Annotated in this window: 19 protein-coding genes; 4 read left to right on the top strand and 15 right to left on the bottom strand. The window is 65.4% G+C overall.

Annotated elements, in window-relative coordinates; translation table 11 throughout:
* Window positions 1-49: 49 nt before the first annotated feature.
* Both tcuB and tcuA read right to left on the bottom strand, forming a co-directional pair.
* Window positions 50-1156 carry a tricarballylate utilization 4Fe-4S protein TcuB gene (gene tcuB, locus J4G43_RS12715; protein WP_208085007.1) on the bottom strand — a complete coding sequence of 369 codons (1107 nt, stop codon included), beginning with the start codon at window positions 1154-1156 and terminating at the stop codon, window positions 50-52.
* Window positions 1143-2534, bottom strand: coding sequence for an FAD-dependent tricarballylate dehydrogenase TcuA (gene tcuA, locus J4G43_RS12710; RefSeq protein WP_208085006.1), 1392 nt, complete (start codon window positions 2532-2534; stop codon window positions 1143-1145). Before tcuA ends, tcuB begins: the two co-directional genes overlap by 14 nt.
* A gap of 151 nt (window positions 2535-2685) precedes the next feature.
* On the opposite strand from tcuA, the gene J4G43_RS12705 reads away from it, so the two are divergent.
* Window positions 2686-3369, top strand: a complete 684-nt coding sequence (locus J4G43_RS12705) for a GntR family transcriptional regulator (RefSeq protein WP_208085005.1) — start codon at window positions 2686-2688, stop codon at window positions 3367-3369.
* 10 nt (window positions 3370-3379) lie between these two features.
* Here J4G43_RS12705 and ybaK read toward each other — a convergent pair whose 3' ends face one another.
* The 8 genes from ybaK to mobB all read right to left on the bottom strand — a co-directional run bounded on the left by ybaK (window position 3380) and on the right by mobB (window position 13168).
* The gene (gene ybaK, locus J4G43_RS12700; protein WP_208085004.1) at window positions 3380-3853 is read right to left on the bottom strand and encodes a Cys-tRNA(Pro) deacylase; all 474 of its coding nucleotides are present in this window, start codon (window positions 3851-3853) and stop codon (window positions 3380-3382) included.
* 234 nt (window positions 3854-4087) lie between these two features.
* On the bottom strand, window positions 4088-6856 hold the full coding sequence (gene fdhF / locus J4G43_RS12695; RefSeq protein WP_208085003.1) for a formate dehydrogenase subunit alpha: 2769 nt from the start codon (window positions 6854-6856) through the stop codon (window positions 4088-4090).
* Window positions 6853-8556, bottom strand: coding sequence for an NADH-ubiquinone oxidoreductase-F iron-sulfur binding region domain-containing protein (locus J4G43_RS12690; RefSeq protein WP_166349986.1), 1704 nt, complete (start codon window positions 8554-8556; stop codon window positions 6853-6855). Before J4G43_RS12690 ends, fdhF begins: the two co-directional genes overlap by 4 nt.
* A 152-nt stretch (window positions 8557-8708) precedes the next feature.
* Complete coding sequence (locus tag J4G43_RS12685) at window positions 8709-8981, bottom strand: hypothetical protein (RefSeq protein ID WP_063985265.1); 273 nt, start codon at window positions 8979-8981, stop codon at window positions 8709-8711.
* A 110-nt stretch (window positions 8982-9091) separates the two neighbouring features.
* Window positions 9092-10747, bottom strand: coding sequence for an OFA family MFS transporter (locus J4G43_RS12680; RefSeq protein ID WP_208085002.1), 1656 nt, complete (start codon window positions 10745-10747; stop codon window positions 9092-9094).
* Between the two features lie 319 nt (window positions 10748-11066).
* Window positions 11067-11330: a sulfurtransferase TusA family protein gene (locus J4G43_RS12675; RefSeq protein ID WP_014497569.1), complete on the bottom strand. Its 264-nt coding sequence runs from the start codon at window positions 11328-11330 to the stop codon at window positions 11067-11069.
* A 44-nt stretch (window positions 11331-11374) separates the two neighbouring features.
* Window positions 11375-12631, bottom strand: coding sequence for a molybdopterin molybdotransferase MoeA (locus tag J4G43_RS12670; RefSeq protein WP_208085001.1), 1257 nt, complete (start codon window positions 12629-12631; stop codon window positions 11375-11377).
* A gap of 9 nt (window positions 12632-12640) precedes the next feature.
* Window positions 12641-13168: a molybdopterin-guanine dinucleotide biosynthesis protein B gene (gene mobB / locus J4G43_RS12665; protein WP_208085000.1), complete on the bottom strand. Its 528-nt coding sequence runs from the start codon at window positions 13166-13168 to the stop codon at window positions 12641-12643.
* A gap of 107 nt (window positions 13169-13275) precedes the next feature.
* Between mobB and fdhD the strand changes: the two genes are divergently transcribed.
* Together fdhD and mobA are read left to right on the top strand one after the other, a co-directional pair.
* Window positions 13276-14166 (top strand): formate dehydrogenase accessory sulfurtransferase FdhD, encoded by an 891-nt coding sequence (gene fdhD, locus J4G43_RS12660; protein WP_208084999.1) that lies wholly within the window; start codon window positions 13276-13278, stop codon window positions 14164-14166.
* Window positions 14111-14788, top strand: a complete 678-nt coding sequence (gene mobA, locus J4G43_RS12655) for a molybdenum cofactor guanylyltransferase MobA (RefSeq protein WP_208084998.1) — start codon at window positions 14111-14113, stop codon at window positions 14786-14788. The genes fdhD and mobA overlap by 56 nt, the downstream gene beginning before the upstream one ends.
* Window positions 14789-14821: 33 nt before the next feature.
* Here mobA and J4G43_RS12650 read toward each other — a convergent pair whose 3' ends face one another.
* The 5 genes from J4G43_RS12650 to J4G43_RS12630 all read right to left on the bottom strand — a co-directional run bounded on the left by J4G43_RS12650 (window position 14822) and on the right by J4G43_RS12630 (window position 21080).
* Complete coding sequence (locus J4G43_RS12650) at window positions 14822-15952, bottom strand: FAD-dependent monooxygenase (protein WP_208084997.1); 1131 nt, start codon at window positions 15950-15952, stop codon at window positions 14822-14824.
* Window positions 15953-16053: 101 nt separating this feature from the next.
* Complete coding sequence (locus J4G43_RS12645) at window positions 16054-17118, bottom strand: IS630-like element ISRj1 family transposase (protein WP_039228620.1); 1065 nt, start codon at window positions 17116-17118, stop codon at window positions 16054-16056.
* Window positions 17115-19073, bottom strand: a complete 1959-nt coding sequence (locus J4G43_RS12640) for a molybdopterin biosynthesis protein (protein WP_208084996.1) — start codon at window positions 19071-19073, stop codon at window positions 17115-17117. Before J4G43_RS12640 ends, J4G43_RS12645 begins: the two co-directional genes overlap by 4 nt.
* A gap of 12 nt (window positions 19074-19085) precedes the next feature.
* Window positions 19086-20192 (bottom strand): molybdopterin-binding protein, encoded by a 1107-nt coding sequence (locus J4G43_RS12635; RefSeq protein WP_208084995.1) that lies wholly within the window; start codon window positions 20190-20192, stop codon window positions 19086-19088.
* Between the two features lie 54 nt (window positions 20193-20246).
* Window positions 20247-21080: an ABC transporter substrate-binding protein gene (locus tag J4G43_RS12630; RefSeq protein ID WP_208084994.1), complete on the bottom strand. Its 834-nt coding sequence runs from the start codon at window positions 21078-21080 to the stop codon at window positions 20247-20249.
* Window positions 21081-21406: 326 nt separating this feature from the next.
* Here J4G43_RS12630 and J4G43_RS12625 point away from each other — a divergent pair, with 326 nt between their 5' ends.
* Window positions 21407-22300 carry a substrate-binding domain-containing protein gene (locus J4G43_RS12625; protein ID WP_071916308.1) on the top strand — a complete coding sequence of 298 codons (894 nt, stop codon included), beginning with the start codon at window positions 21407-21409 and terminating at the stop codon, window positions 22298-22300.
* Window positions 22301-22304 lie beyond the last annotated feature (4 nt).

The raw sequence follows: 22304 nt of genomic DNA, 5'->3' as shown, positions 1-22304 counted from the left end.
CGCGCTGTGCGCGAGCGGGCCCAAGAGATACGTCAGCCGCGCATGCCTCTCAAGAGCCGGCTTCGCTGCGCCGCTCCTGCGCATAACGCACCAGCGCCACGAAGCGATAGATGCCGTGCACGAACTTGCCATAGGGCATGGTGATGAACAGCGCGAACACTGCGCCGAGATGCAGGGCCAGCAACGGCCCCATGGCCGCGGTCTCGCGCAGGACTAGCAGCGCCATGCCGGTGAAGCCGGTCAGGAACAGCATGGCGATGAAGCCGACGTCCATGCCGTAGCGCTGCTCGTCGAGCAGCGCCGGATCACGGCGCATCTTCGCGGCGAAGAGCCCGATCGGACCGACGATGAGGCCGATGCCGCCGAGCGTACCGAGCACGACAGGCAGATCCCACCACGGATACGGCGCCTCGCGGCTCCAGAGGTAGTGATAGAGCGTCGCCACCGACGTCGCGGCGAAGCACAGCAGAAAACCGTAGAACGTCAGGTGGTGGAAAAGCTTGCGCCGGTCGGTCGGCTTGTCGTCCTCGTTGTAGCAGCCGACGCCGCCACCGTGGAGATAGCGCAGCTCGCCGGCATCGCGGACAGCCTGGAAGATCGAGCCGCCGTCGGCGCGACCGCCAATGGGGGTGCCGATGTCGCGCCAGAAGGCACGCACGCTCATGACCAGCGCGAGGATCGCGTAGAGGAAGGCGGCGCTGAACAATGCGGCCATCGCGTTGTGCGGCATCAGCTTGTAGAACGCGCCCGGCCCGGTGTGCACACCGAACAACACGCTGTGGTCGTTGAGGGCGGCAAAGCCGAGAATGAAGGCGGCCATGCTGAGCGCGGCGATGACACTGATGATGAGCCCGTTGCGGGCGAAGGCACCGGACAGCGCCTGCGGCCAGGCATAGGCCGCATAGGACTCGGCACGCGCGACCGCAAGCGTCTTCGGAACGTTGACGTTGAACTCGTGCGGCGGCGAGAACTGATAGTCGACGTAGCAGGCGCCGCAGGAATGGCAGAGGTTTGCGAGATAGTTGAGATCTCCGTCGGAGAAGGCGCGCCGCATCTCCATGGCAGGAAATACCGCGCAAAGACCCTCGCAGTAGCGGCAGGAATTGCAGACCGTCATCAGACGGTCGGCTTCGTCCAGAATCCTAGTTCCGTGCATGTTTCGCCGCTTCCCGTCCCGCGATCCGCCCGAACACGCTGCCGATGGTCATGCCCATGCCGGCGGCATACCCCTTGCCGAGCACGTTGCCGGCCATGATCTCGCCGGCCGCGAACATGTTGGCGGACGGCTTGCCGTCAGCCATCAGCATCCGCGCCTCCTTGTTCACGCGCGTGCCGAGATAGGTGAAGGTGATGCCGGGCCGCACCGGATAGGCGAGATAGGGCGGGGTCTCGATTTTGCGCGCCCAATGCGTCTTCGGCGGCGTGATGCCTTCAGTCACGCTGTCATCCAGAATGGTGTGATCGAAGGTGCCGGGCCGCACGGCCGCGTTGAACTCGGTGACGGTCTTCTCCAGCGCAGCCGGATCGAGCTCGAGCTTGTCGGCCAGCTCGGCGACGGTCTGCCCGGCGATCGGCGGGAACAGCGTCGGCATGAAGCTCGTGACGACGGTGGAATCGAAGATGATGTAGGCGATCTGGTCGGGCTGCGCCGCGACCAGCCGGCCCCAGATCGCATAGCGCTTCGGCCAGATGTCCTCACCCTCGTCGTAGAATCGCTGGGCATGCTTGTTGACGACGATGCCGAACACGACGGAGTCGTGGCGGGTGATGATGCCGCCGTCGAATTTCGGCGCACGGGCGTCGATTGCGACCGCATGGCACTGGGTGGGATCGCCGACCTCCTGCACGCCCTTGTCGAGCAGCATCTTCAGGATCGAGCCGCGGTTATAGGGCGTGCCGCGGATCAGGAAATTGTCCGCGGCGTCGCCCCAATATTGCTTCAGCCATTCGATGTTGGCCTCGAACCCGCCGGCCGCGGCGACCAGCGACGTCGCGCGGATCTCGCTCTCGCCCTTGATCGGCCGCTTGAGGCGCGCGGCGAGGAACATGCCGTCCTCGATCACGAGATCGGTGACCTCGGCGTCGTATTCGACGTCGACGCCGAGCCGCTCGGCGGTGAGATAGAGCGCGTTCAACATCGCGCGGCCGCCGCCGAGAAAGAAGGAGTTGGTGCGGCCAAGGCTCAGCGTGCCGCCGAGCGAGGGCTGCCAGCGCACGCCCTGCTCCACGATCCAGTTCAGGATATCCTTGGACTCCCGGATCATGTGCCGGGCGAGCACCTCGTCGGTCTGGCCGCCCGTCACCAGCAGCAGATCTTGCCAGAATTCCTCTTCGGTGTAGGGACCGGTCAGGATCTCAGTCGCCGCATCATGGGCGCAGCGCAGGTTGCGGGTGTGGCGGGTGTTGCCGCCGCGATAGAATTTTGGCGCGCCCTCCAGCACCAGCACCGAGGCACCGCCGCGGCGCGCCGAGATCGCCGCGCACAGTGCCGCATTGCCGCCGCCGATCACCAGCACGTCGTATTTGCTGCTCATCCCGTCTGCCCGATGCGACGAAGTTAGAGACATTCTGCCGCCGAGGACCCCGATCGACCCAAGGGCAGCCATTGCGTACCTTTGTATACAAAGATATACATCGGCGGTGCAAGTGGCATCTCTGCATGGGCAGGATGCGCCGTGAGGGAATATGGCCAAGCGCGCGGCAAAGACAGGCGGATCGATCGCACGCGGCGGCGGCGTGGCACTGGGCGAAGCCGTGTTCCGCTCGCTGTGCGAGGCGCTCCAAGCCGGCAGTTACCGCGCCGGAGACCGACTGCGCGAGGAAGAGGTCGCGCAGCGGCTCAAGGTCAGCCGCACGCCAGTCCGGGAGGCGCTTGGCCGTCTCGCGGCCCGCGGCTTCGTCGAGCCCGCCGGCGGCCGCGGGTTGATCGTGCGCGACCTCGACATTTCCGAGGTGCTCGAGCTCTACGCCATGCGGGAGATCATGGAAGGTGCTGCAGCGCGCCTGGCCGCCGAGCACGCCTCCACTCCCGAAGTCCACGCGCTCAGGGATATCGAGCAGGCCTTTGTCGAGGCGTCGGCGTCAGACGCTGCAGAGATGGCGCGGCTCAACCGCGCCTTCCACGAAGCCATCTGCCGCGCCGCGCGCAACCGCTATCTCGACAACGCCTCGCGCGAATTGCAGGACTGGATCGCGCTGCTGGGCCCGACCACCTTCACGGTGACGGGCCGTCCCTCGACCAGCCACGGCGAGCATCAGGCCATCATCGACGCCATCGCCGCGCGCGACGGCGACAAGGCCGAGCAGCTTGCGAGGGCGCATATCCGCGAGGCATTGCGCTGCCGGCTCAAGTTGCTGCAGAAGCAGTAGCGCGCGGCGCTCACGCGACCACATCCGCGACGACCGCTTTCAGGACATCCCGCACGTCGCCCGGCTTCAGCCGAACCTGCAAGCCGCGCTGGCCGCCGTTGAGATAGACCTGATCATGCGCGAGCGCGCTCTGCTCGATCACGGTGCGCACCGGTTTGCGCTGCCCGAACGGGCTGATGCCACCGACCTTGTAGCCGGTGACCCGCTCGGCCTCGGGCGGCTTCATCATCTGCGCCGACTTGCCGCTCGCGGCAGCGGCGAGCTTTTTCATGGAGACTTCCTGGTCGGACGGGACGACGACGCAGATCGGCTTGCCGTCCACCAGCGCCATCAGCGTCTTCAGCACGCGCGACGGATCTTCACCGAGAGCCGACGCCGCCTGGAGCCCGATGCTCTCGGCGTCAGGATCGTAGTCGTAGGTGTGGACAGTGAAGGCAACGCCTGCGGCTGCAAGCGCGCGCGTGGCTGGAGTGACTTTGGACATGCGCCAAGTTTACCACCGGAGCGAAGCCGTGGCGATGTCGGGTATATACCCGCCACACATTCGGTGTCGTCCCCGCGAACGCGGGGACCCATAACCACAGGGAGAAGTTTGGCGGAGGCTCATGGTCCGGGATCGCGACCGTCCGCAATCGATAGATCACGCGCTATGGATCCCCGCGTTCGCGGGGACGACAGCGGTGGGTTGGCGAGACCGTGCTGCCAAACGGCGAATCGCCTACTCAGCCGCGTCCCGCATCTCCACGCGCTCGGCCCTGGCCGCGCAGAACTTGAACTCCGGGATCTTGCCGAAGGGATCAAGCGCCGGGTTGGTCAACAGGTTGGCCGCCGCTTCCGCGTAGCAGAACGGCATGAACACCATGTTCTCGGGCACGTCACGATCGGAGCGGACCTTGACCTCGACCGCACCGCGGCGGGTCTCCAGCCGGATGAAATCGCCGGGCGCGAGCTTCTTCCGGTGCATGTCCTTCGGCGACATGAACGCGACCGCCTCCGGCTCGATCTGGTCGAGCACCTGCGCGCGGCGCGTCATCGAGCCTGTGTGCCAATGCTCGAGCACGCGACCGGTCGAGAGCACCATCGGATATTCGGTGTCGGGCAGCTCATCCGGCGGGATGACCTTGGCCGGCACGATCTTGCCGCGGCCGCTCGCAGTCGGGAAGCCCGTGGTGAAGATGATCTCGTTGCCGGGCTTGTTCGGATCATCGGCCGGATAGGTCACGGCGCCTTCGCGCACCAGCCGCTCCCAGCTGATGTTCTTGAGCGAGGGCATCAACTCCGCCATCTCGGTGTAGACGTCGCCGGGGCCGGAATAATTCCAGGGCAGGCCCATCCGCTTGCCGATCTCCTGGATGATCCAGAGATCCTGCCGCGCATCGCCCGGCGGCTTGATCACCTGGCGCGCGAGCTGCACGCGGCGATCGGTGTTGGTGAAGGAGCCGTCCTTTTCGGCAAAGGCCGAGGCCGGCAGGATGACGTCGGCATGGAACGCGGTCTCGGTGACGAAGAGATCCTGCACGACGAGATGATCGAGCATGGCCAGCGCCTGGCGCGCATGCTGGAGATCGGGATCGGACATCGCGGGATTCTCGCCCTCGATATACATGCCCGTGATCTCGCCGGCATGGATCGCGTTCATGATCTCGACCACGGTCAAACCGCGGACGGGATCGAGATCCTGGTGCCACAGCTTTTCGAAATTGCCGCGCAGATCGTCGCGGCTGACCGGCTGATAATCCGGCAGGAACATCGGGATCAGGCCGGCGTCGGAGGCGCCCTGCACGTTGTTCTGGCCGCGCAGCGGATGCAGACCTGTGCCGGGACGGCCGACCTGGCCGGTGATCAGCGCGAGCGCGATCAGGCAGCGCGCATTGTCGGTGCCGTGGACATGCTGGCTGATGCCCATGCCCCAGAAGATGATCGACGACTTTGCCCGCGCATAGGTGCGCGCAACCTCGCGCAGCGTTTGCGCCGGGATGCCGCAGATCGCCTCCATCTTCTCCGGCGTGAATTCCTTGATCTTCTCCTTGAGGTCCTCAAATCCCTCGGTGTAGCCGGCGATATATTGGTCGTCGGTCAGGCCTTCGGTGATGATCGTGTTGATCATCGCATTCAGCATGGCGACGTCGGAGCCCGGCTTGAATTGCAGATGCTTGGTCGCGTGGCGCGACAGCGTCTGCCGGCGCGGATCCATCACGAACAGCTTGGCGCCATTCTGCTTGACCGCGTTCTTGATGAAGGTCGCGGCGACCGGATGGTTCACGGTCGGATTGGCGCCGATCACGATGATGACTTCGGCATCCATCGCAGCCGAGAACGGCGCCGACACCGCGCCCGAGCTCAGGCCTTCGAACAGCGCCGCCACCGACGAGGCGTGGCAGAGCCGCGTGCAATGGTCGACATTGTTCGAGCCAAAACCGGTGCGCACCAGCTTCTGGAACAGATAGGCCTCTTCATTCGAGCCCTTGGCCGAGCCGAAGCCGGCCAGCGCCTTCACGCCCTTCTCATCGCGGATCCTGACGAGGCCCTTGGCCGCGATGTCGAGCGCTTCTTCCCAGCTCGCTTCGCGGAAATGCGTGAAGGGATTGGCCGGGTCGACCTGGTCGTTGGAATCCTTCTTCGCATTCGGCAGCCGCACCAGAGGCTTGGTCAGACGATGCGGATGGTGGATGTAGTCGAAGCCGAAGCGGCCCTTGACGCAAAGACGGTTGTGATTGGCGGGGCCGTCGCGCCCCTCGGCATAGATCACCTTCTCGTCCTTGACCTCGTAGGTCACCTGGCAGCCGACGCCGCAGAACGGGCAGAGCGAATCCACCTTCTTGTCAGCGTAGACGACACGGGTCTGCTTCTCATCCAGCATGACGGCCGGCATCAGCGCGCCGGTCGGGCAGGCCTGCACGCACTCGCCGCAGGCGACACAGGTGGACTCGCCCATGGGATCGTCGAAGTCGAACACGATCTTCGAGCCATGGCTGCGATACGCCATGCCGATGACGTCGTTGACCTGGACCTCGCGGCAGGCACGCACGCAGAGGCCGCACTGGATGCAGGCATCGAGATTGACGCGCATCGCGGGATGGCTGGCATCGGTCGCCCAGCGCTCGGCGGCGGGGAAGCGGCTTTCGGTGACGCCTGTGGTCTCGGCCCAGTGCCAGAACTTCGAATCCGGATCGTGCGAGGTCTCGCGCGCCGGCTGGTCGGCGACGAGCAGCTCCATCACCATCTTTTGCGCCGACACCGCACGCGCGGACTCGGTCTTCACCTTCATGCCGACCGACGGGGTGCGCTTGCAGGAGGCGGCGAGCACGCGCTCGCCCTCGATCTCGACCATGCAGGCGCGGCAATTGCCGTCGGGGCGGTAATCGGGCGCTGGCGAATAGCACAGATGCGGAATCTCGCGGCCTTGGCGTTTTGCAACTTGCCAGATCGTCTCGCCGGGTTTGGCCTCGACCTGCTTGCCGTCGAGCTCGAACGTAATTTTGGTCATTCGGCCGCTTCCTTGAACTCGTCAGGGAAATATTTGATCACAGTAGACAGCGGATTCGATGCCGCCTGTCCGAGCCCGCAGATCGAGGCATCGCGCATCGCCTGGCTCAATTCTTCCAGAAGTGCGCGGTTCCAGACGGGCTTCTGCATCAGCTGCGCCGCCTTCTGGGTTCCGACACGGCACGGCGTGCACTGGCCGCAGCTCTCGTCCTCGAAGAACTTCATCAGGTTCAGCGCCGCCGCGCGCACGCTGTCCTTTTGCGACAGGATCACGATCGCGGCCGAGCCGATGAAGCAGCCGTATTTCTCCAGCGTGCCGAAATCGAGCGGGATGTCGTCCATGGACGCCGGCAGGATGCCGCCCGACGCGCCGCCCGGCAGGTACGCATAGAACTGGTGCCCGTCGGCCATGCCGCCGCAATATTCGTCGATCAATTCGCGCACAGTGATGCCGGCGGGTGCCAGCTTCATGCCGGGGTTCTTGACGCGGCCCGAGACCGAGAAGCTGCGCAGGCCGTGACGCTCATGGCGGCCATTGCCCTTCCACCAGTCCGCGCCCTTCTCGACGATGTCGCGCACCCACCACAGCGTCTCGATGTTGTTGATCAGCGTCGGCAGGCCGAACAGGCCGACCTGGAACGGATAAGGCGGCTTGTGCCGGGGCAATCCGCGCTTGCCCTCGATGCTTTCGAGCAGCGAGGATTCCTCGCCACAGATATAGGCGCCGGCGCCGCGGCGCATGTGCAGCGTCGGACCGCCCGGAGGAAGCTTTGCGATCTCACGCTCGAGGATCTCGCGCGATGCCGGATATTCGTCGCGCAGATAGATGTAGACGTCGGAGGCCTGCACGACATGCGCGCCGAGTAGCATGCCTTCGATGAAGCGATGCGGATCGCTTTCGAGATAGACGCGGTCCTTGAACGTGCCAGGCTCGCCCTCGTCGCCATTGATCGCCATCAGCCGCGGGCCGGGTTCGCCCAGCACCGCGCGCCATTTCCGGCCCGTGGGGAAGCCGGCGCCGCCGAGGCCGCGCAGCGAGGCGTCGTCGAGCGCCTTCAGCAGATCGTCCTTCGGCAACTCACCCGAGCGCACGCGATTGAGCAGCTTGTAGCCGCCGCCGGCGACATAGGCGTCGTAGTCAACGTACTCAGGCAGATGCGCATGGGTGTCGCCGGCCTTCGCCGCCGCCATCACATTGGCCACGGTCGCGTGATCGACGAAGTTGTGGCCGACCTCAGCCGCCGGCGCCGTATCGCAGCGGCCGACGCAGGGCGCGCGCACGACGCGGATGCCCGGACCCGATGTGCTCTGCAGATCGGCGAGCAGCTTCTCGCCGCCCAGCATCGCGCAAGTGAGAGAATCGCAAACGCGGATCGTCAGCGGCGCGATATCAGGCTCGCCTTCCTTCACGATGTCGAAATGCGCGTAGAAGGTCGCGGTCTCGAACACCTCGGCGAAGGCAAGCTTCATCTCGTCGGCAAGCGCGGCGAGATGAGCGGCCGAGATCTGGTGATATTTGTCCTGGATCAGGTGCAGATATTCGATCAGGAGGTCGCGCCGCCGCGGCCTGTCGCCGAGCAGCTGCTCGATCTCGTGCGCGGCGGTGGGATCGACCTGCCGCCCCTTGGGCGTGGCCTTGGCTCGCTTCCGTCCCTCGCCCGGGTGTTCGAACGAGCGGACCTCGTGCACGTCGTGACTCATCGATGCGTCTCGTATCTCTTCTTTAGAACGAGTCCAACTCTAGCCTGTGGCATACCAGATGCCAAGAGAATTCATGCGTTCCGATAAGCATTTAAGGGGCATGCAGCCGCGCGGCTCCATGCCCCTTCATCGATCCGATTTGTGGCGCGACCTCACGTCTTGCTCATGCACTCTTCGATGTAGAACCAGCGGTCGTCGCCAGCGAGGCCCTTGGACTTCACGTCGGCGCGGCAGGCCTTGAGCTTCGGCTTGTTGGCCGCCCACTTCGCCTTCATGTCCTTCAGCTTCTGCATGGTGAGCTTGATCTTGCCCGGCTTGGCTTCGGTCGTTGCGGCAGGCGCCGCCGGCGGCGTCGTCTGCGCGGATGCGGCATGAAGGCCAGCGACAAGCAACACGGCCACAAGGCAAATTCGGGTGCGAAGCATTTCAATCCCCCTAAGTCCCACTCTTGATTAAGTCCGACTCTCGATGATGTCTAAAAGGCAAACGCCGCGGGACGCCGATGATCAGCATCCCGCGGCAGTCTCGACGGCGATCAGAAGATCTTGACCGCGCTCTCCAGCGTCTTCCAGACACCCCAAAGCAGGGGAACGCCGACGAAGGCCCAGAACATCGCCGCCTTGACGTCAAGCCCGCCAAATCCGATGCCGTAGGAGCCGTGCGGCCCCGCGGCAGCGGCGCTGGCGCTCGCCGCTTGCAGCTTGGCGACGTCGGCGTCCTTCATGTGCCACTTCGAATCGACCGGCTTGATCAGGTAGTTGCAGATCAGGCCCGCGATCAGCATCGCGCACAGGATGTACATGGTCGTGTTGTAGAGCTGATCGCGCGGCACGCCCGCCGCGAGCTGGAACTCGCGGATATAGTTCACCACGACTGGGCCGATGATGCCTGCGGTGGACCACGCCGTCAGCAGCCGGCCGTGGATCGCGCCCACGAACTGGGTCCCGAACATGTCGGCAAGATAGGCCGGCACGGTGGCGAACCCGCCGCCATACATCGAGAGGATGATGCCGAAGCCGAGCACGAACAGGAGCTTCGAGCCCATCGCTGCAAACGTCGGCGCCAGCGCGTAGAGCACGATGCCGAGGATAAAGAACGTGTAATAGGTGTTCTTGCGCCCGATCTTGTCCGACAGCGATGCCCAGAAGAAGCGGCCGCCGATGTTGAACAGCGACAGCAATCCGGCGAAGCCCGCGGCGATCGCGGCGATCTGCGCCTTCTGCCCGGCGTCGAGCGCGTTGAAGCCGACGTCCGGCAGGCCGATCAGCTTGCCGGCGAAGATCTCCTGGAGCATCGGCGAGGCCATGCCAATCACGCCGATGCCGGCCGATACGTTCAGGCACAGCACCCACCAGATCAGCCAGAACTGCGGCGTCTTGTGCGCGTCGTTGAGATGGACGTTGCTCTTCGAGATCATCGCGTTGGCCTTGGACGGCGGAGTCCAGCCCTCGGGCTGCCAGCCGGGCGGCGGCAAGCGATAGCGGAACGCGCCGATCATCATGAACACGAAGTAGATGACGCCCATCGCGACGAAGGTCTCCCAGACACCGACCGAGGTCGGGGTCTTGAAGTAGTTCATCAACAGGTTCGCCAACGGCGCGCCGATCATGGCGCCGCCGCCGAAGCCCATGATGGCCATGCCGGTCGCCATGCCGCGGCGGTCCGGAAACCACTTCACCAGCGTCGACACCGGCGAGATATAGCCAAGGCCGAGACCGATACCGCCGATCACGCCCGAGCCCAGCCACAACAGCCAGAGCTGATGGGTGTAGACTCCGATCGCACCGAGGAAGAGACCGCCGCACCAGCACAGCGCCGAAACGAAGCCGGCCTTGCGCGGTCCCACGCGCTCCAGCCAGCCGCCCCAGACTGCAGCCGCGATACCGAGCAACACGAAGAACAGCGTGTACATCCACCCCATGCTGGCGACCTTCCAGTCGCAGCTGGTCGTGAACAGCTCCTGAAACAGCGACATGTCTGCGCACGCCTTCGGCGCGGTCACCCCGATCGCGCGCGACAGCGGCAGCCAGAACACCGAGAAGCCGTAGGCCATGCCGATGCAGAGATGGATGCAGAGCGCAGCCGGCGGCACCAGCCAGCGATTGAAGCCGGCGGTCGCGATGGTTCGCTCGCGATCCAGAAAACCTGCGCCGGCACCCGAAAGTGTTCCAGCGCTCTCGATTGTTGCCATGTAGTCCTCCCCTGCAGTTGCCCTTCTGAGCAAGCCTGCCGCTGCAATCCTGGTCCTCAGCCCTTGCGGCGCAGCCACGGTCCCTGCTGCTCCGCACAATCATTGACGCGCGCCAGGATCGTCACGCGCATCCGAGTCGTTAACCCCTCGAGCGGGGCTCTATGCCGATACACCGTGCAGGCTTCGTGAGCTTGGCCCGTTCATCCGCGTATCGCAGACAAGACTCAACCTCCGCGCCTGCACGGAGGTTGTCAATTGGGGCAGAAGCCACGATTGATGTCGATAGACAAAAGGTAGGTATCAGCAGAGTGACCGTGCACTACGAACGCAGCGCACCATTGGTTTTCTCTATCGATCCATTGATCTTTTCTATCAAAAACACGATGCGCGCCTCGTTGCGCTCGGTGATCTCCACCGTGTCGCCCGTCTCGCGGATCAGGTTCGGAATGTCAATCACCGACAAGGGGTCGGTGCAGTGCACTTCGAGCTGATCGCCCGGCTGTAACGGTTTGAGCGCCTTGCGCGTCTTCAGGGCAGGTAGCGGGCATTTCAGCCCGGTGAGATCGAGCGTGGTTCTGGTCATGGGCGCAACATGGCGGGGTGAGGCGATGGCGTCAACGCGAGGCCTCAGAGCAAGTCCGCATAGGACAAGAAACCCACGCTCTGGCCCGGCTCGACACGCGTGATGTCGTCGCCGAGTTCGATGAGGCCATCGGTCTCGACCAGCGACGACAACAGGCCTGCGCCTTCGCGCGGAAACTTGACCGCTTCCAACGCGCCGTCCTCTCCGTGCCGCAACGAGCTGCGAACATATTCGCGGCGGCCGATTTTCTTCTTGTAGGTAAACGCGGCACGCACCGGGATCGGCAACAGCGGCTCCGGCAGACTGCCCGCAAACGCCAGCACCGTCGGCCGCACCACGTGGACGAAGGTGACAAAACTGGCGACGGGATTGCCGGGCAAGCCGATCAGCGGCGTGCCGCCGATGATGCCCATCGCCACGGGACGACCGGGCTTGATCGCCATCCGCCACAGCACCAGCGAACCGATGCTCTCGACCGCCGCCTTGACGTGGTCCTCCTCGCCGGTCGAGACGCCGCCGGTGGTGAGGATCAGATCGTGGCTGCCTGCAACCTGCTTCAATCCATCCGCGAGCGCATTGCGTTCGTCGCGCAAGATTCCGAGGTCGGAGACCTCGCAGCCGAGCCGGCGCAGCATCGCCATCAGCATGAAGCGGTTGGAATCGAACAGCTGTGAGGCCGCGCGCGGCTCGCCGGGCGAAGCCAGCTCGTCACCGGTCGAGAACACGGCGACGCGGATGCGCCTGACGACGTCGAGCCGGGTCAGGCCGAATGCTGCAGCAACCGCGACATGCTGCGGCCGCAGCCGCTGGCCGGCCCGCAGCGCGACGTGCCCTTGCGGAATGTCCTCACCCGCCGGGCGGACATTGGCTCCGGGCTTCAGCCCCGGCGGCAGCACGATTCTGCCGGCCTCATCGAGGCGGACGTCTTCTTGCATGAAGACGGTCTCGGCGTCAGGCGGCATCGGCGCGCCCGTGAAGATGCGCGCAGTGTGGCCGGCCTTGATCGGCGCCTGCGCAAGACCGCCGGCCTGGATGCGGCCGTCGAGCGGGAATGCCCGTTCCGCGTTTTCCGGAAGGTCGGCGTTGCGCACGGCGTAACCGTCGACGGCGGAGTTCGTGAAGGGCGGCAGCGGCAGAGGCGCCGCGATATCGCGCGCGAGCACGCGCCCATCGGCGTCAACGAGTGCCACGGTCTCGATATCGGCGATCGCATTGACGCGCGTGGTGATCAGACCAACGGCCTCGTCGACCGACATCATCGGTCCGCCGAAGGCAAAGCAATCGTCCGACAGTTGCGCCATGGTGCCTCGTCAGCGTATCGCGGCGCTTTTTGCCACCGCTTCCTCGACCGGCATCGCCGCACGCAGCAGCAACGCCGCGGCAGCCTCGATATCATCGAGATGGACGGTCGGCAGGCGGGTTTCAATGGCGATGTCGGTCGCGATCCCGACAATTCCGGGATCATCGGGAAACAGCAGCGGCTTGCCGTTGCCGGCGCGATGCACCTCGATCTTGCGGTGCGGCTCGCGCTTGAAGCCCTCGACCACGACGAGATCGACGCTTGACAGCTTGCCCAGGAGCTCCGGCAGCCGCGGTTCCTCGGCGCCACGCAACTCATGCATCAGGGCCCAGCGGTTCGACGACGCAACCAGCACCTCGGCCGCGCCGGCCTCGCGGTGGCGCCAGGAATCCTTGCCGGGCACGTCGACGTCGAACTGGTGATGGGCATGCTTGATGACGGAGACGCGCAGGCCTTGCGCGTTGAAATGCGGGATCAGCCGCGTCAACAGCGTGGTCTTGCCCGCACCGCTCCAGCCCGCAAGGCCGATGACTTTCATCGCAACTCGATCTCCGCCAGCCGTGTCATGCGGCCGGAACCGCCTTCTCCATCGTCGTGAGCATGCTTATATCGGCTTGACCCGAATGTCATGCTAACGTCACGGCCATGATGAAGATCGACAAAGCCCCGGTGCCCCTGATCGTTCCGAACCCTGACGACCCGCGCCTGACGGAGCGCGTGACCGGCACCGACCAGACCGGCGCCAAGGTCGAGATCAAGGTGCCGATGGAACGGCCGCTGACGCTCTACCTGAATTCGCAGGAGATCGTCACCATGATGACGATCGGCGACTACCCGGAATATCTGGCGCTGGGCTATCTGCTCAACCAGAACATGCTGAAATATAATGACGAGGTCACCGAGGTCGAATACGACGACGACCTCCAGGTGGTCGTGGTGCGCACCTCACATCACACCAATTTCGAAGCCAAGCTGAAGAAGCGCACGCAGACCTCGGGCTGCGCGCAGGGCACCGCGTTCGGCGACCTGTTAGAGGCGGTCGAGAGCGTCGCGTTGCCGCAGGCCGAGCTGCGCACCTCCTGGCTCTACCAGATGACGCAGACCATCAACACCATGCCCTCGCTCTATCTGGAGGCCGGCGCGATCCATGGCTGCGTGCTGTGCAAGGAGGGCGAGCCGCTCTGTTACACCGAGGACGTCGGCCGTCACAACGCGGTCGACAAGATCGCCGGCTGGATGTACCGCCACGGCGTCGATGCCTCCGACAAGATCCTCTACACCACGGGACGGCTCACCTCGGAAATGGTGATCAAGACCGTGCGCATGGGCATTCCGATCCTGGTGTCGCGCTCCGGCTTCACCGCCTGGGGTGTCGATCTCGCCCGCCAGGTCGGACTGACGCTGGTCGGCCGCACGCGCGGAAAGCGCTTCATCGTGCTCGCTGGCGAAGAGCGCATCGTCTACGACCAGGACCTCGCTTATGTCGAGGAGGAATCGGCCAAGCACAAGCGCAAGGGTGAAAGTGGTGACGACTGAAATTCCGCTGACGCAATGCGTGCTGCTCGCAGGCGGCCTCGCACGGCGCATGGGCGGCGGCGACAAGCCAATGCGGACCATCGGCGGCCGCACCATCCTTGAGCGCGTGATCGCGCGATTGACGCCGCAATGCAGCGGATTGATCCTCAACGCGAATGGCGATCCCGCACGTTTCGCGGCGTTCGGTCTGCCCGTTGTCGCCGATGACGTACCCGACTTTCCCGGTCCGCTCGCCGGCATCCTTGCCGCGCTCGACTGGACGGCGGCGAACCGGCCTGACATCGAATGGGTGCTCAGCGCAGCAGGCGATTGCCCGTTCCTGCCACGCGATCTCGTCGCGCGCCTGCACGAGGCGCGGACGCGGGAGAACGCCCAGCTCGCGGTCGCCGCATCAGGCGACCAGTCGCATCCTGTGATCGGTCTGTGGCGCGTCGCCTTGCGCGACGAGCTGCGTCACGCGCTGGTCGTCGAGGACCTCCGCAAGATCGACCGCTGGACCGCGCGCTATCCGCTGGCAACGGTGACATGGCCGGCCGAGCCGCTCGATCCGTTCTTCAACGCCAACACGGTCGAGGACATCGCCGAAGCCGAACGGCTGGCCGCGCTAGATGCGGCCTCCTGACAAGAAGCGTCGGCACAAGCGCGAGCAGACGGTTCAAGCCGCCAGCGGCACTTGCCAGGCGTCGTAGCCGTAAACCCAGCTCGTATCGGTGCGCTCCCTGAGCCAGATGTTGGCGCGCGAGGTCTCCTGCACCCGCGTCGCGCGCACCTTGCGGGTCGCCTCGAAGCGGCGGAATGCATTGGCGACGCCGTCGCGGCCGACACCGTCGAGGCAGCGCGACAGCACGGCGGCGTCCTCGATTGCCATCGCCGCGCCTTGCGCCATGTAGGGCGTCATCGGATGGCAGGCATCGCCGAGCAGCGTCACCTTGCCTTCGGCCCAGTGCTCCAGCGCGTCGCGGTCCATGATCGCCCATTTGTGCACGTCGGGACAGGCGGCGAGCACCCGAGTGACCTGCGGATGAAAACCTTCGAATGATGCGCGCAGGTCGCGCACGTCGCCCTTCGCCGACCAGGACTCGATGCGAAAGTCCGGCTCGGGCTGGCTGGTGACGAGATAGACCTCGCTGCGGTCAGGCTTGACGTAATAGATCACGATGTGGCGGTCCTCGCCCCACCATTTGGTGCAGTCGTCGATCCCTGCGCCGCCGAGCAGCGCGGCGGGATAGGTGGTGCGATAGGCGATGCGGCCGGTGAATTTGGCCGGCGCGGTGTCGAACAGGAGATCGCGGACCGTCGAATGGACGCCGTCCGCGCCGACCACGGCATCGGCGATGGCACGCGTGCCATCGGCAAAGCTCAGCCGGACACCATCGCCGGTCTGGTCGAGGCCGACGAGCTTGTGATTGAGCCGCACCAATTCGTTCGGCACCACGCTCGCCAGCGCAGCATGGAGATCGCCGCGATGGGCCAGCAGATAGGGTGCGCCGAACTTCTCTTCCGCGCTCTCGCCAAAAATCATGTCGAACTTGATGTCGCCGCTCTTCCAGTCGCGGTTGTTCCAGGAGCGTGGATAGAACGAGTGCTCGCGCATCCGCGCCTCCAGCCCCAGCGCGCACAACACCTTCATCGCGTTGCAGCCGATCTGGATGCCGGCCCCGATGCGGGCGAATTGGGAGGCCTGCTCGTAGACCATCACATCGATACCGACGCGCCGAAGCGCCGCGGCGGATGCAAGCCCGCCCATGCCGGCACCGACGATCGCAACCGAAAGCGGCCTTGCCATCGCGTCCCCCACCCCGTCGCGCGGCTTGAACGCCGCGTCGTCGTATGTCGTCTAGGCGGGCCGAAAGCCTGCCTGCTCCAACGCCGTTCTAGTACCCGGAATCAGAGCTGAGTGATACGGCGGCCTTTGAAACGGCGTTGACGGACCTTTTTCTTGGTCCAGACGAAGGGCTCGGCTCTGTCGTTGTATGCGTTGACGTAGGCATCGATGTGTTCCTGAAGCTGCTTGAGGCTCGTGAAGGAGGTGCCGCTGAGCGACTGCCCCTGCAAGATGGAAAACCATACTTCGACCTGATTGAGCCATGGCGCACTTGTCGGCGTGAAATGAAATTGCACGTTGGGGTGGGCCTTGAGCCAGTCCTCGTTCTTTTTATGGGTGTTGAGGTTGTCGAGGATGACGTGAAGCTTGCGGTTCGGAAAAGCCGCGGTGACGCTGTTCATGAAATCGAGAAACTCGACGCGGCGCCGGCGTTTTGAATGGGTCGCGATGATCTTTCCGGTGGCGACTTCGAGCGCCGCAAACAATGTTGTGGTGCCATGCCGCTTGTAATCGTGGCTTTGGCCGGTCAAGGCGCGGCCATTGGGCAACTTCAGATAACCCTGCGCTCGCTCCAAAGCCTGGATCGAGGGCTTCTCGTCCACGCACAGCACAATGGCCTTCGCCGGCGGCGCGACATAGAGGCCGACAACATCGGCGGCTTTGGCCGTAAAGTTCGGGTCGTTGCTCTCGCACCAGGACTTGCGAGCCACCAGGTCAATCTTGTGGCTGCGCAGGAACCGCCAGACATATTGGACATCGACATCGCCCAGCGCCTCGGCCAGCAGGGGGCCGGTCCAGCGCGCAAACCCTTGCGGTGGCGGCTTATCCAGCAGCTTCAGAATCCGCTTGTCGGTCGTCTTCGTATAGATCGGCTGCTTGCCAGGCCGCGGCTTGTCTTGCAGCCCTTCAAGGCCATGGTCGGCATAGCGATGCCGCCAAAGGCTGACAATCCGCGGCTGGACCCCAACTTCCTTGGCGATCGACCGGGTGCTGCGCCCATCCGCCGCCAACAGAACTATCCGCGCCCGCTTCAAATCGCGCTGCAACGTCACCGGTGAGCGACAGCACGCCTCAAGCACCTTGCGATCTTTCCTCGAAAGGTGGACTTCTCTTGCTTCGGGTATCATCCCGACCTTGAATCACGACTCACGTTCCAAGAAAAGTGGGTACTAGCTTCGGTCGAACCAAGTGCATCGAGAAAAGCCTGCACCGCCGGCCGCTGCTTGCGCGCCGTCACCAGCGCGAAATCATAATGCTCTTCCGCGAACGGAATGAAACCGAGGCCGACAGCATGGGCGACCGGCGCAATGGTCATTCCCCAGTCGGCACGGTGCTGCGCGACAGCCGCAGCCACGGCATTGTGCGAGCGCGGCTGGTTCCAGTAACCTTCCGGGCGCGCACCGCCGAGCAGCCGGTCGATCAGGATGCGCGTGCCGGCGCCCTGGTTACGGTTGACCATGATGCAGGCGGGGTCCGCGAGCGCGGCGGCAACGGCTTCCTTCGCACCGAGCCCCTCAAAACGCTTGTCACCACTCCGGAACACGATGCCCTGCATGCGCCGCCAGCCCGGCACGAGCTCGAGCCCCTCAGCGAGGTAAGGCGTGTTGTAGGTCTCGCTCTTGTCGTCGAACAGATGGATCGGCGCGAGATCGCATTCGCCGCGCTTCGCCGCCGCGAGTCCACCGAGGCTGCCGACCGCGATCGAGCGCACGGTCAGCCCCGCATGCGCGAGCTGTGCGGTGACGAGATCGAGGCCGGTGCAATGGCTGCCGACGATGACGAGATCGGGCACCCGCACATGCGGCGTGAACAGCGTCACCTCGGCGTCGGTCCCGGCCGGCATCTGGTCGGCGAGCGCGTCGATGCGCAGAAAACCGTCGGCCTGCGCGAACGACGTGATCGCACCGGACCCCTTGCCGGAGGGATAGGCGATCAGGCCGTCCTTGCCGCCGACCAGCGAGACCATGACGAACTCGGTGCGGCCGAGCTCGGACACGATGCGCACCGGCACGGTCGCGTTCACCTTGGCATCGGAGCGCGGCGGCAGCCCGGCCATCCTGCGCAGCACCGGCACGATCATGTCGTGGAAGGTGAACATCGCCGAGGTCGGGAAGCCCGGCAGGATCACCACGGGCTTGCCGTCGCACACCGCAAGGCACAGCGGCTTGCCGGGTTTAAGTGCGACGCCATGCGCGAGGATGCCGGGCTGGCCGAGCCGGCCGATGATGCGATGGGACACGTCACCCGCGCCCTTCGAGGTGCCGCCCGAGAGCACCAGCATGTCGGCGTCCGCCAGCGCGCGGCGCATGGCGGCTTCGAGTTTTGCCTCATCGTCGGGAATGGCGCCGAGGAACACCGCCTCGCCGCCATTCTCGTCGATTGCGGCGGCGACGATGGCGCCGTTGGTGTCGTAGATCGCCGCCGGCGCGAGCGCCTCGCCGGGCTGAACCAATTCGTCACCGGTGGAGATCACGGCAACACGCGGCTTACGCGCGACAGTCACCTCGGCGATGCCGCAAGCCGCCAGCATGCCGATCTCACGCGAGCCGATGATCGTGCCGGCGCGCAGCAGCGCCTCGCCGCGCGCGATGTCGGAGCCTGCGTAGGACACGAACTGTCCCGGCGAGACGGCTCGCCGGACGTCGATCGCATCGGATCCGGCAGGCTGGGTGTGCTCCACCATGACGACGGCGTCGGCGCCGCGCGGTAGCGGCCCGCCGGTTGCGATCGGCGTTGCGGTTCCTGTCGCCACTTGCAGCTTCGGCGCGGTGCCGCAGTGAATGGTCTCGCCGTTCAGCGCAAGGCGAACGGGCGCGCCTTCGCCGGCCGCGGCGAGATCGGCCGAGCGCACGGCAAAGCCGTCAACGTTGGAACGGTCGAACGGCGGAACGTCGAGGGGCGCCGTGATGTCTTCGGCCAGCGCCGCGCCGAGCGCATCGGCAAGCTTGCGCGTCTCGCTCGGGACCGCGCGCGGGAACAACGCAGCTTCAAAGCGCGCCAGCGCGTCCTCGCGCGAGAGGATCTTGAGGAACTGCTCCTGTTCGAGCGCGCTACGGTCTTGCGATTGCGGGATCATCGTCATGCCAAACTCATATCACTCCCGCATCAGATAGGCATCGACCGGCGTTCCTGCCGCAAATCCCTCATGGCTGGCGGGAACGAGCAGCCATGCATCGGCCCGGGCAATGGCCTGGAGCGGCCAATCCCCCACCGCAAGCGGGAGCCAAGCATGATGTTCCTCGGCCAGCAGGGCGATTTCGGCGATGCCGACACTGGATGCGATTTTTCGCGCGAGCGGCAAGGTCATGCGCCGGCGTAACTGCCGCGCCGACAGCCGATCGACGAGCGGCAGCACGAGTGCGAGCCAGGCGGCAAGCGCATGATCGGGCGAGCCGGGCAACGCGACGACGGGAACCGGTCCGAGCCGCCCGACCGCGGCGGTGCGTCCGGGCTGAAGCGCGAGGCCGTGGGCGAGCACGTCACCATGCCGGGCCAGCGCGCTAACCGCGGCATCCCGGCGGCCTGCGCCGCTGCCGCCGACCGTCGCGACGATATCGCAAGTGAGATCGCCGAGCGCTTCCGCGATCGATGCCGCATCTCGCGCGGCAGCTTCGCGCGCTTGCACCTGCAGCCCTGCCGCGCGCGCGATCTCGGCAATCATGTGTGCCGTCACGGCCGCACCCGGCACGTTGACGATGCACAGCCGCGGTCGCCGTACGCTCAGCTTTTCAACACCGGCGGCGCGCGCGAGCAGCAGTGTGGCAGGATGGATCAAATGCCCTTCCGCCACGGCGGGCGCCCGCCCGGCGATGTCGGTTCCGGCGCGCCTGACGCCCTGTCCGGGCACACCCTCCGCCAGCACCTGGGCGAGTGGACCCGACACCTCGACTGCGTCGGCATCGAGCACACAATCACATCCCGGCGGCATCGCGTCGCCGGCATCGACCCAAACGGGCGCCGTCGTCAGAGGCAGCGGCGAATAGGCGGACGCACCGACAATATCGTTGGCGCAGAGCGCCCAGCCATCCGCAGCGGCGATGTCGCGCGGCGGAGACGCCGCAAGCAGCGGCGTCCCCGCCGCGATGCAGCCGGCGGCCTCCGTCAGGGGCAACTCGATCGTCGCGATCGGATCAACGCCTCGCAGCAACGCGGCGAGCGCAGTGTCGAGCGGCGTCAGCGATGGCGGCAGGCGCTGGGTCATGCGCCATGATGGACCATGCATCGCCCGGTTTGGCAACCGCTGGCGATGCGAAGGTCAGCCGCCGGATTTGGCCGCATTGGGGAAGAACAGCTGCTGTCCGTCGACCTTGTAGCCGGCGATCGCCGCCTGCCCCTCCGGCGAAATCAGCCAGTCGATGAAGGTCTGCCCCAGCTCCTTCTTCACGTCCGGAAACTTTTCCGGGTTCACCAGCATCGCGCCGTACTGATTGAGCAGCCGCTTGTCGCCTTCGACGACGATGTCGAGATCGCCGCGATCCTTGAAGGCGATCCAGCTGCCGCGGTCGGACAGCACATAGGCGTTCGCCGTGCGCGCCGCGTCGAGGGCTGCGTCCATCCCTTGCTTGACTTCGCGATACCATGCGCCCTTGGCAGCGGAGATATCGATGCCGGCGACGATCCAGAGCGCGAGCTCCGCGCCATGGGTGCCCGAGCGATCGCCGCGCGTCACGAACGGCGCGCCCTTGGCCTCGATCGCCTTCAGCGCGGTGGCGATGTCCTTGCCTTTCACGGCGGCGGGATCGCTCTTCGGTCCGATCAGCACATAGTCGTTGTACATCACGTCAAAACGCTTCACGCCAAAACCGTCGGCGACGAACTTCTCCTCCTGCGGCCGTGCGTGCATCAGCACGACGTCGACTTCGCCCCTGCGCGCGCCGTCGAGCACTTCATCGGCACGCCGCGCGATCACCGTCACCTCGATGCCGGTCTTCTCGCGGAAGATCGGCAGCAGATGATCGAGCAGGCCGGACTCCTGTGTCGCCGTGGTCGAGGCCAGCACGATCGCGCGGTCCTCCGCAAATGACGCCGCCACGCCCGCGGCGAGGCCGCAGAGAAGCGTGAGTGCAACGGACAGGCGGCGGACGACCATGATCGGGTTCCCGTTGGCTATGACGCGATCATGATGATGATCGATTGCGCCACACTCGTGACGCGTTTGCTCGTTGCGCTCCCCACTCGGGACATTTCGGCAATGCGGCTCGCGCGGTGCGCCCATTGCAATTGCGAGCGCGACGGCCGCAAGGCCCGCGCCACGCGGGTGCTTCAGGATCGTTCACCAAAGCAGAGATCGCGCGTGAGGATGTGTTGCAAAGCAGCGAGATGATCGGGCATGGTCCCGGCGGACGAAAATTGAAATGCAGAATTCCACCTGCGTCGAACGCCAAAAAGAAGCAAGAATTTGCATAGGAATGCAGGATGGAATTCCTGACGACCAGCGAAGCCGCCGACTACCTTCGGCTCGGCGAACGCAAGCTCTACGAACTCGTCACCACCGGCGCGATTCCTTGCACCAAGGTGACCGGGAAGTGGCTCTTCCCGCGGCACGAGCTCGACCTATGGGTCCTGTCGGGGCTGGCGCGTCCGGCCGGCATGCTGACTGCGGAGCCGCCGCCGGTCGTGGGCGGCAGCCAGGACGAGCTTTTGGACTGGAGCCTGCGTGAATCCGGCTCGGGCCTGGGATCGATGAGCGAGGGCAGCGCGCGCGGGCTCGAGCGCTTGCAACGCGACGAGGTGATGGCCGCGGCGGTGCACTTCCACAGCCTGGAGGCCGACGGCAATCTTGCCTCCGACGCCAGTGCGACGACGCTGCGTGACGCGCCTGACCTGCATGATGCGGTGCTGGTCGCATTCGTGCGCCGCGAGCAGGGTCTCGTGCTGCCGCCGGGCAATCCGAAACGGCTGCGCGGCCTCTCCGACGTGCTTGCGCTCGGTGTCAGGATGGCGATGCGACAACAGGGCACAGGCGCGCAGATGCTGCTCGACGTGCTGTTGAAGCGCGCCGGCGCCTCGACGCGCGACCTGCGCCGGGTCGAGACGCCGGCCCTCACCGGGCCGGATCTCGCCGAGATCGTCCGCGCGGGACAAGCCGATTGCGGAATCGCGACGCGTGCGGCGGCGCGCTCGGCCGGGCTCGATTTCGTGCCGCTGGTCTGGGAGAATTTTGATCTCGCAATGCGGCAACGCAGCTATTTCCGCCCGCCGATGCAGGCCCTGATCCGGTTCCTCAGCGAAAGACGGCTGCGGCAGCGCGCGGAGGAGCTGACCGGCTACGATCCCTCGCCGGCGGGGCAGATCCGCTTCGCGGCCTGACGTT

Source organism: Bradyrhizobium barranii subsp. barranii, from assembly GCF_017565645.3.
GTDB classification, from domain to species: Bacteria; Pseudomonadota; Alphaproteobacteria; order Rhizobiales; family Xanthobacteraceae; genus Bradyrhizobium; species Bradyrhizobium barranii.
This window is presented reverse-complemented; position numbering and strand designations above follow the sequence as displayed.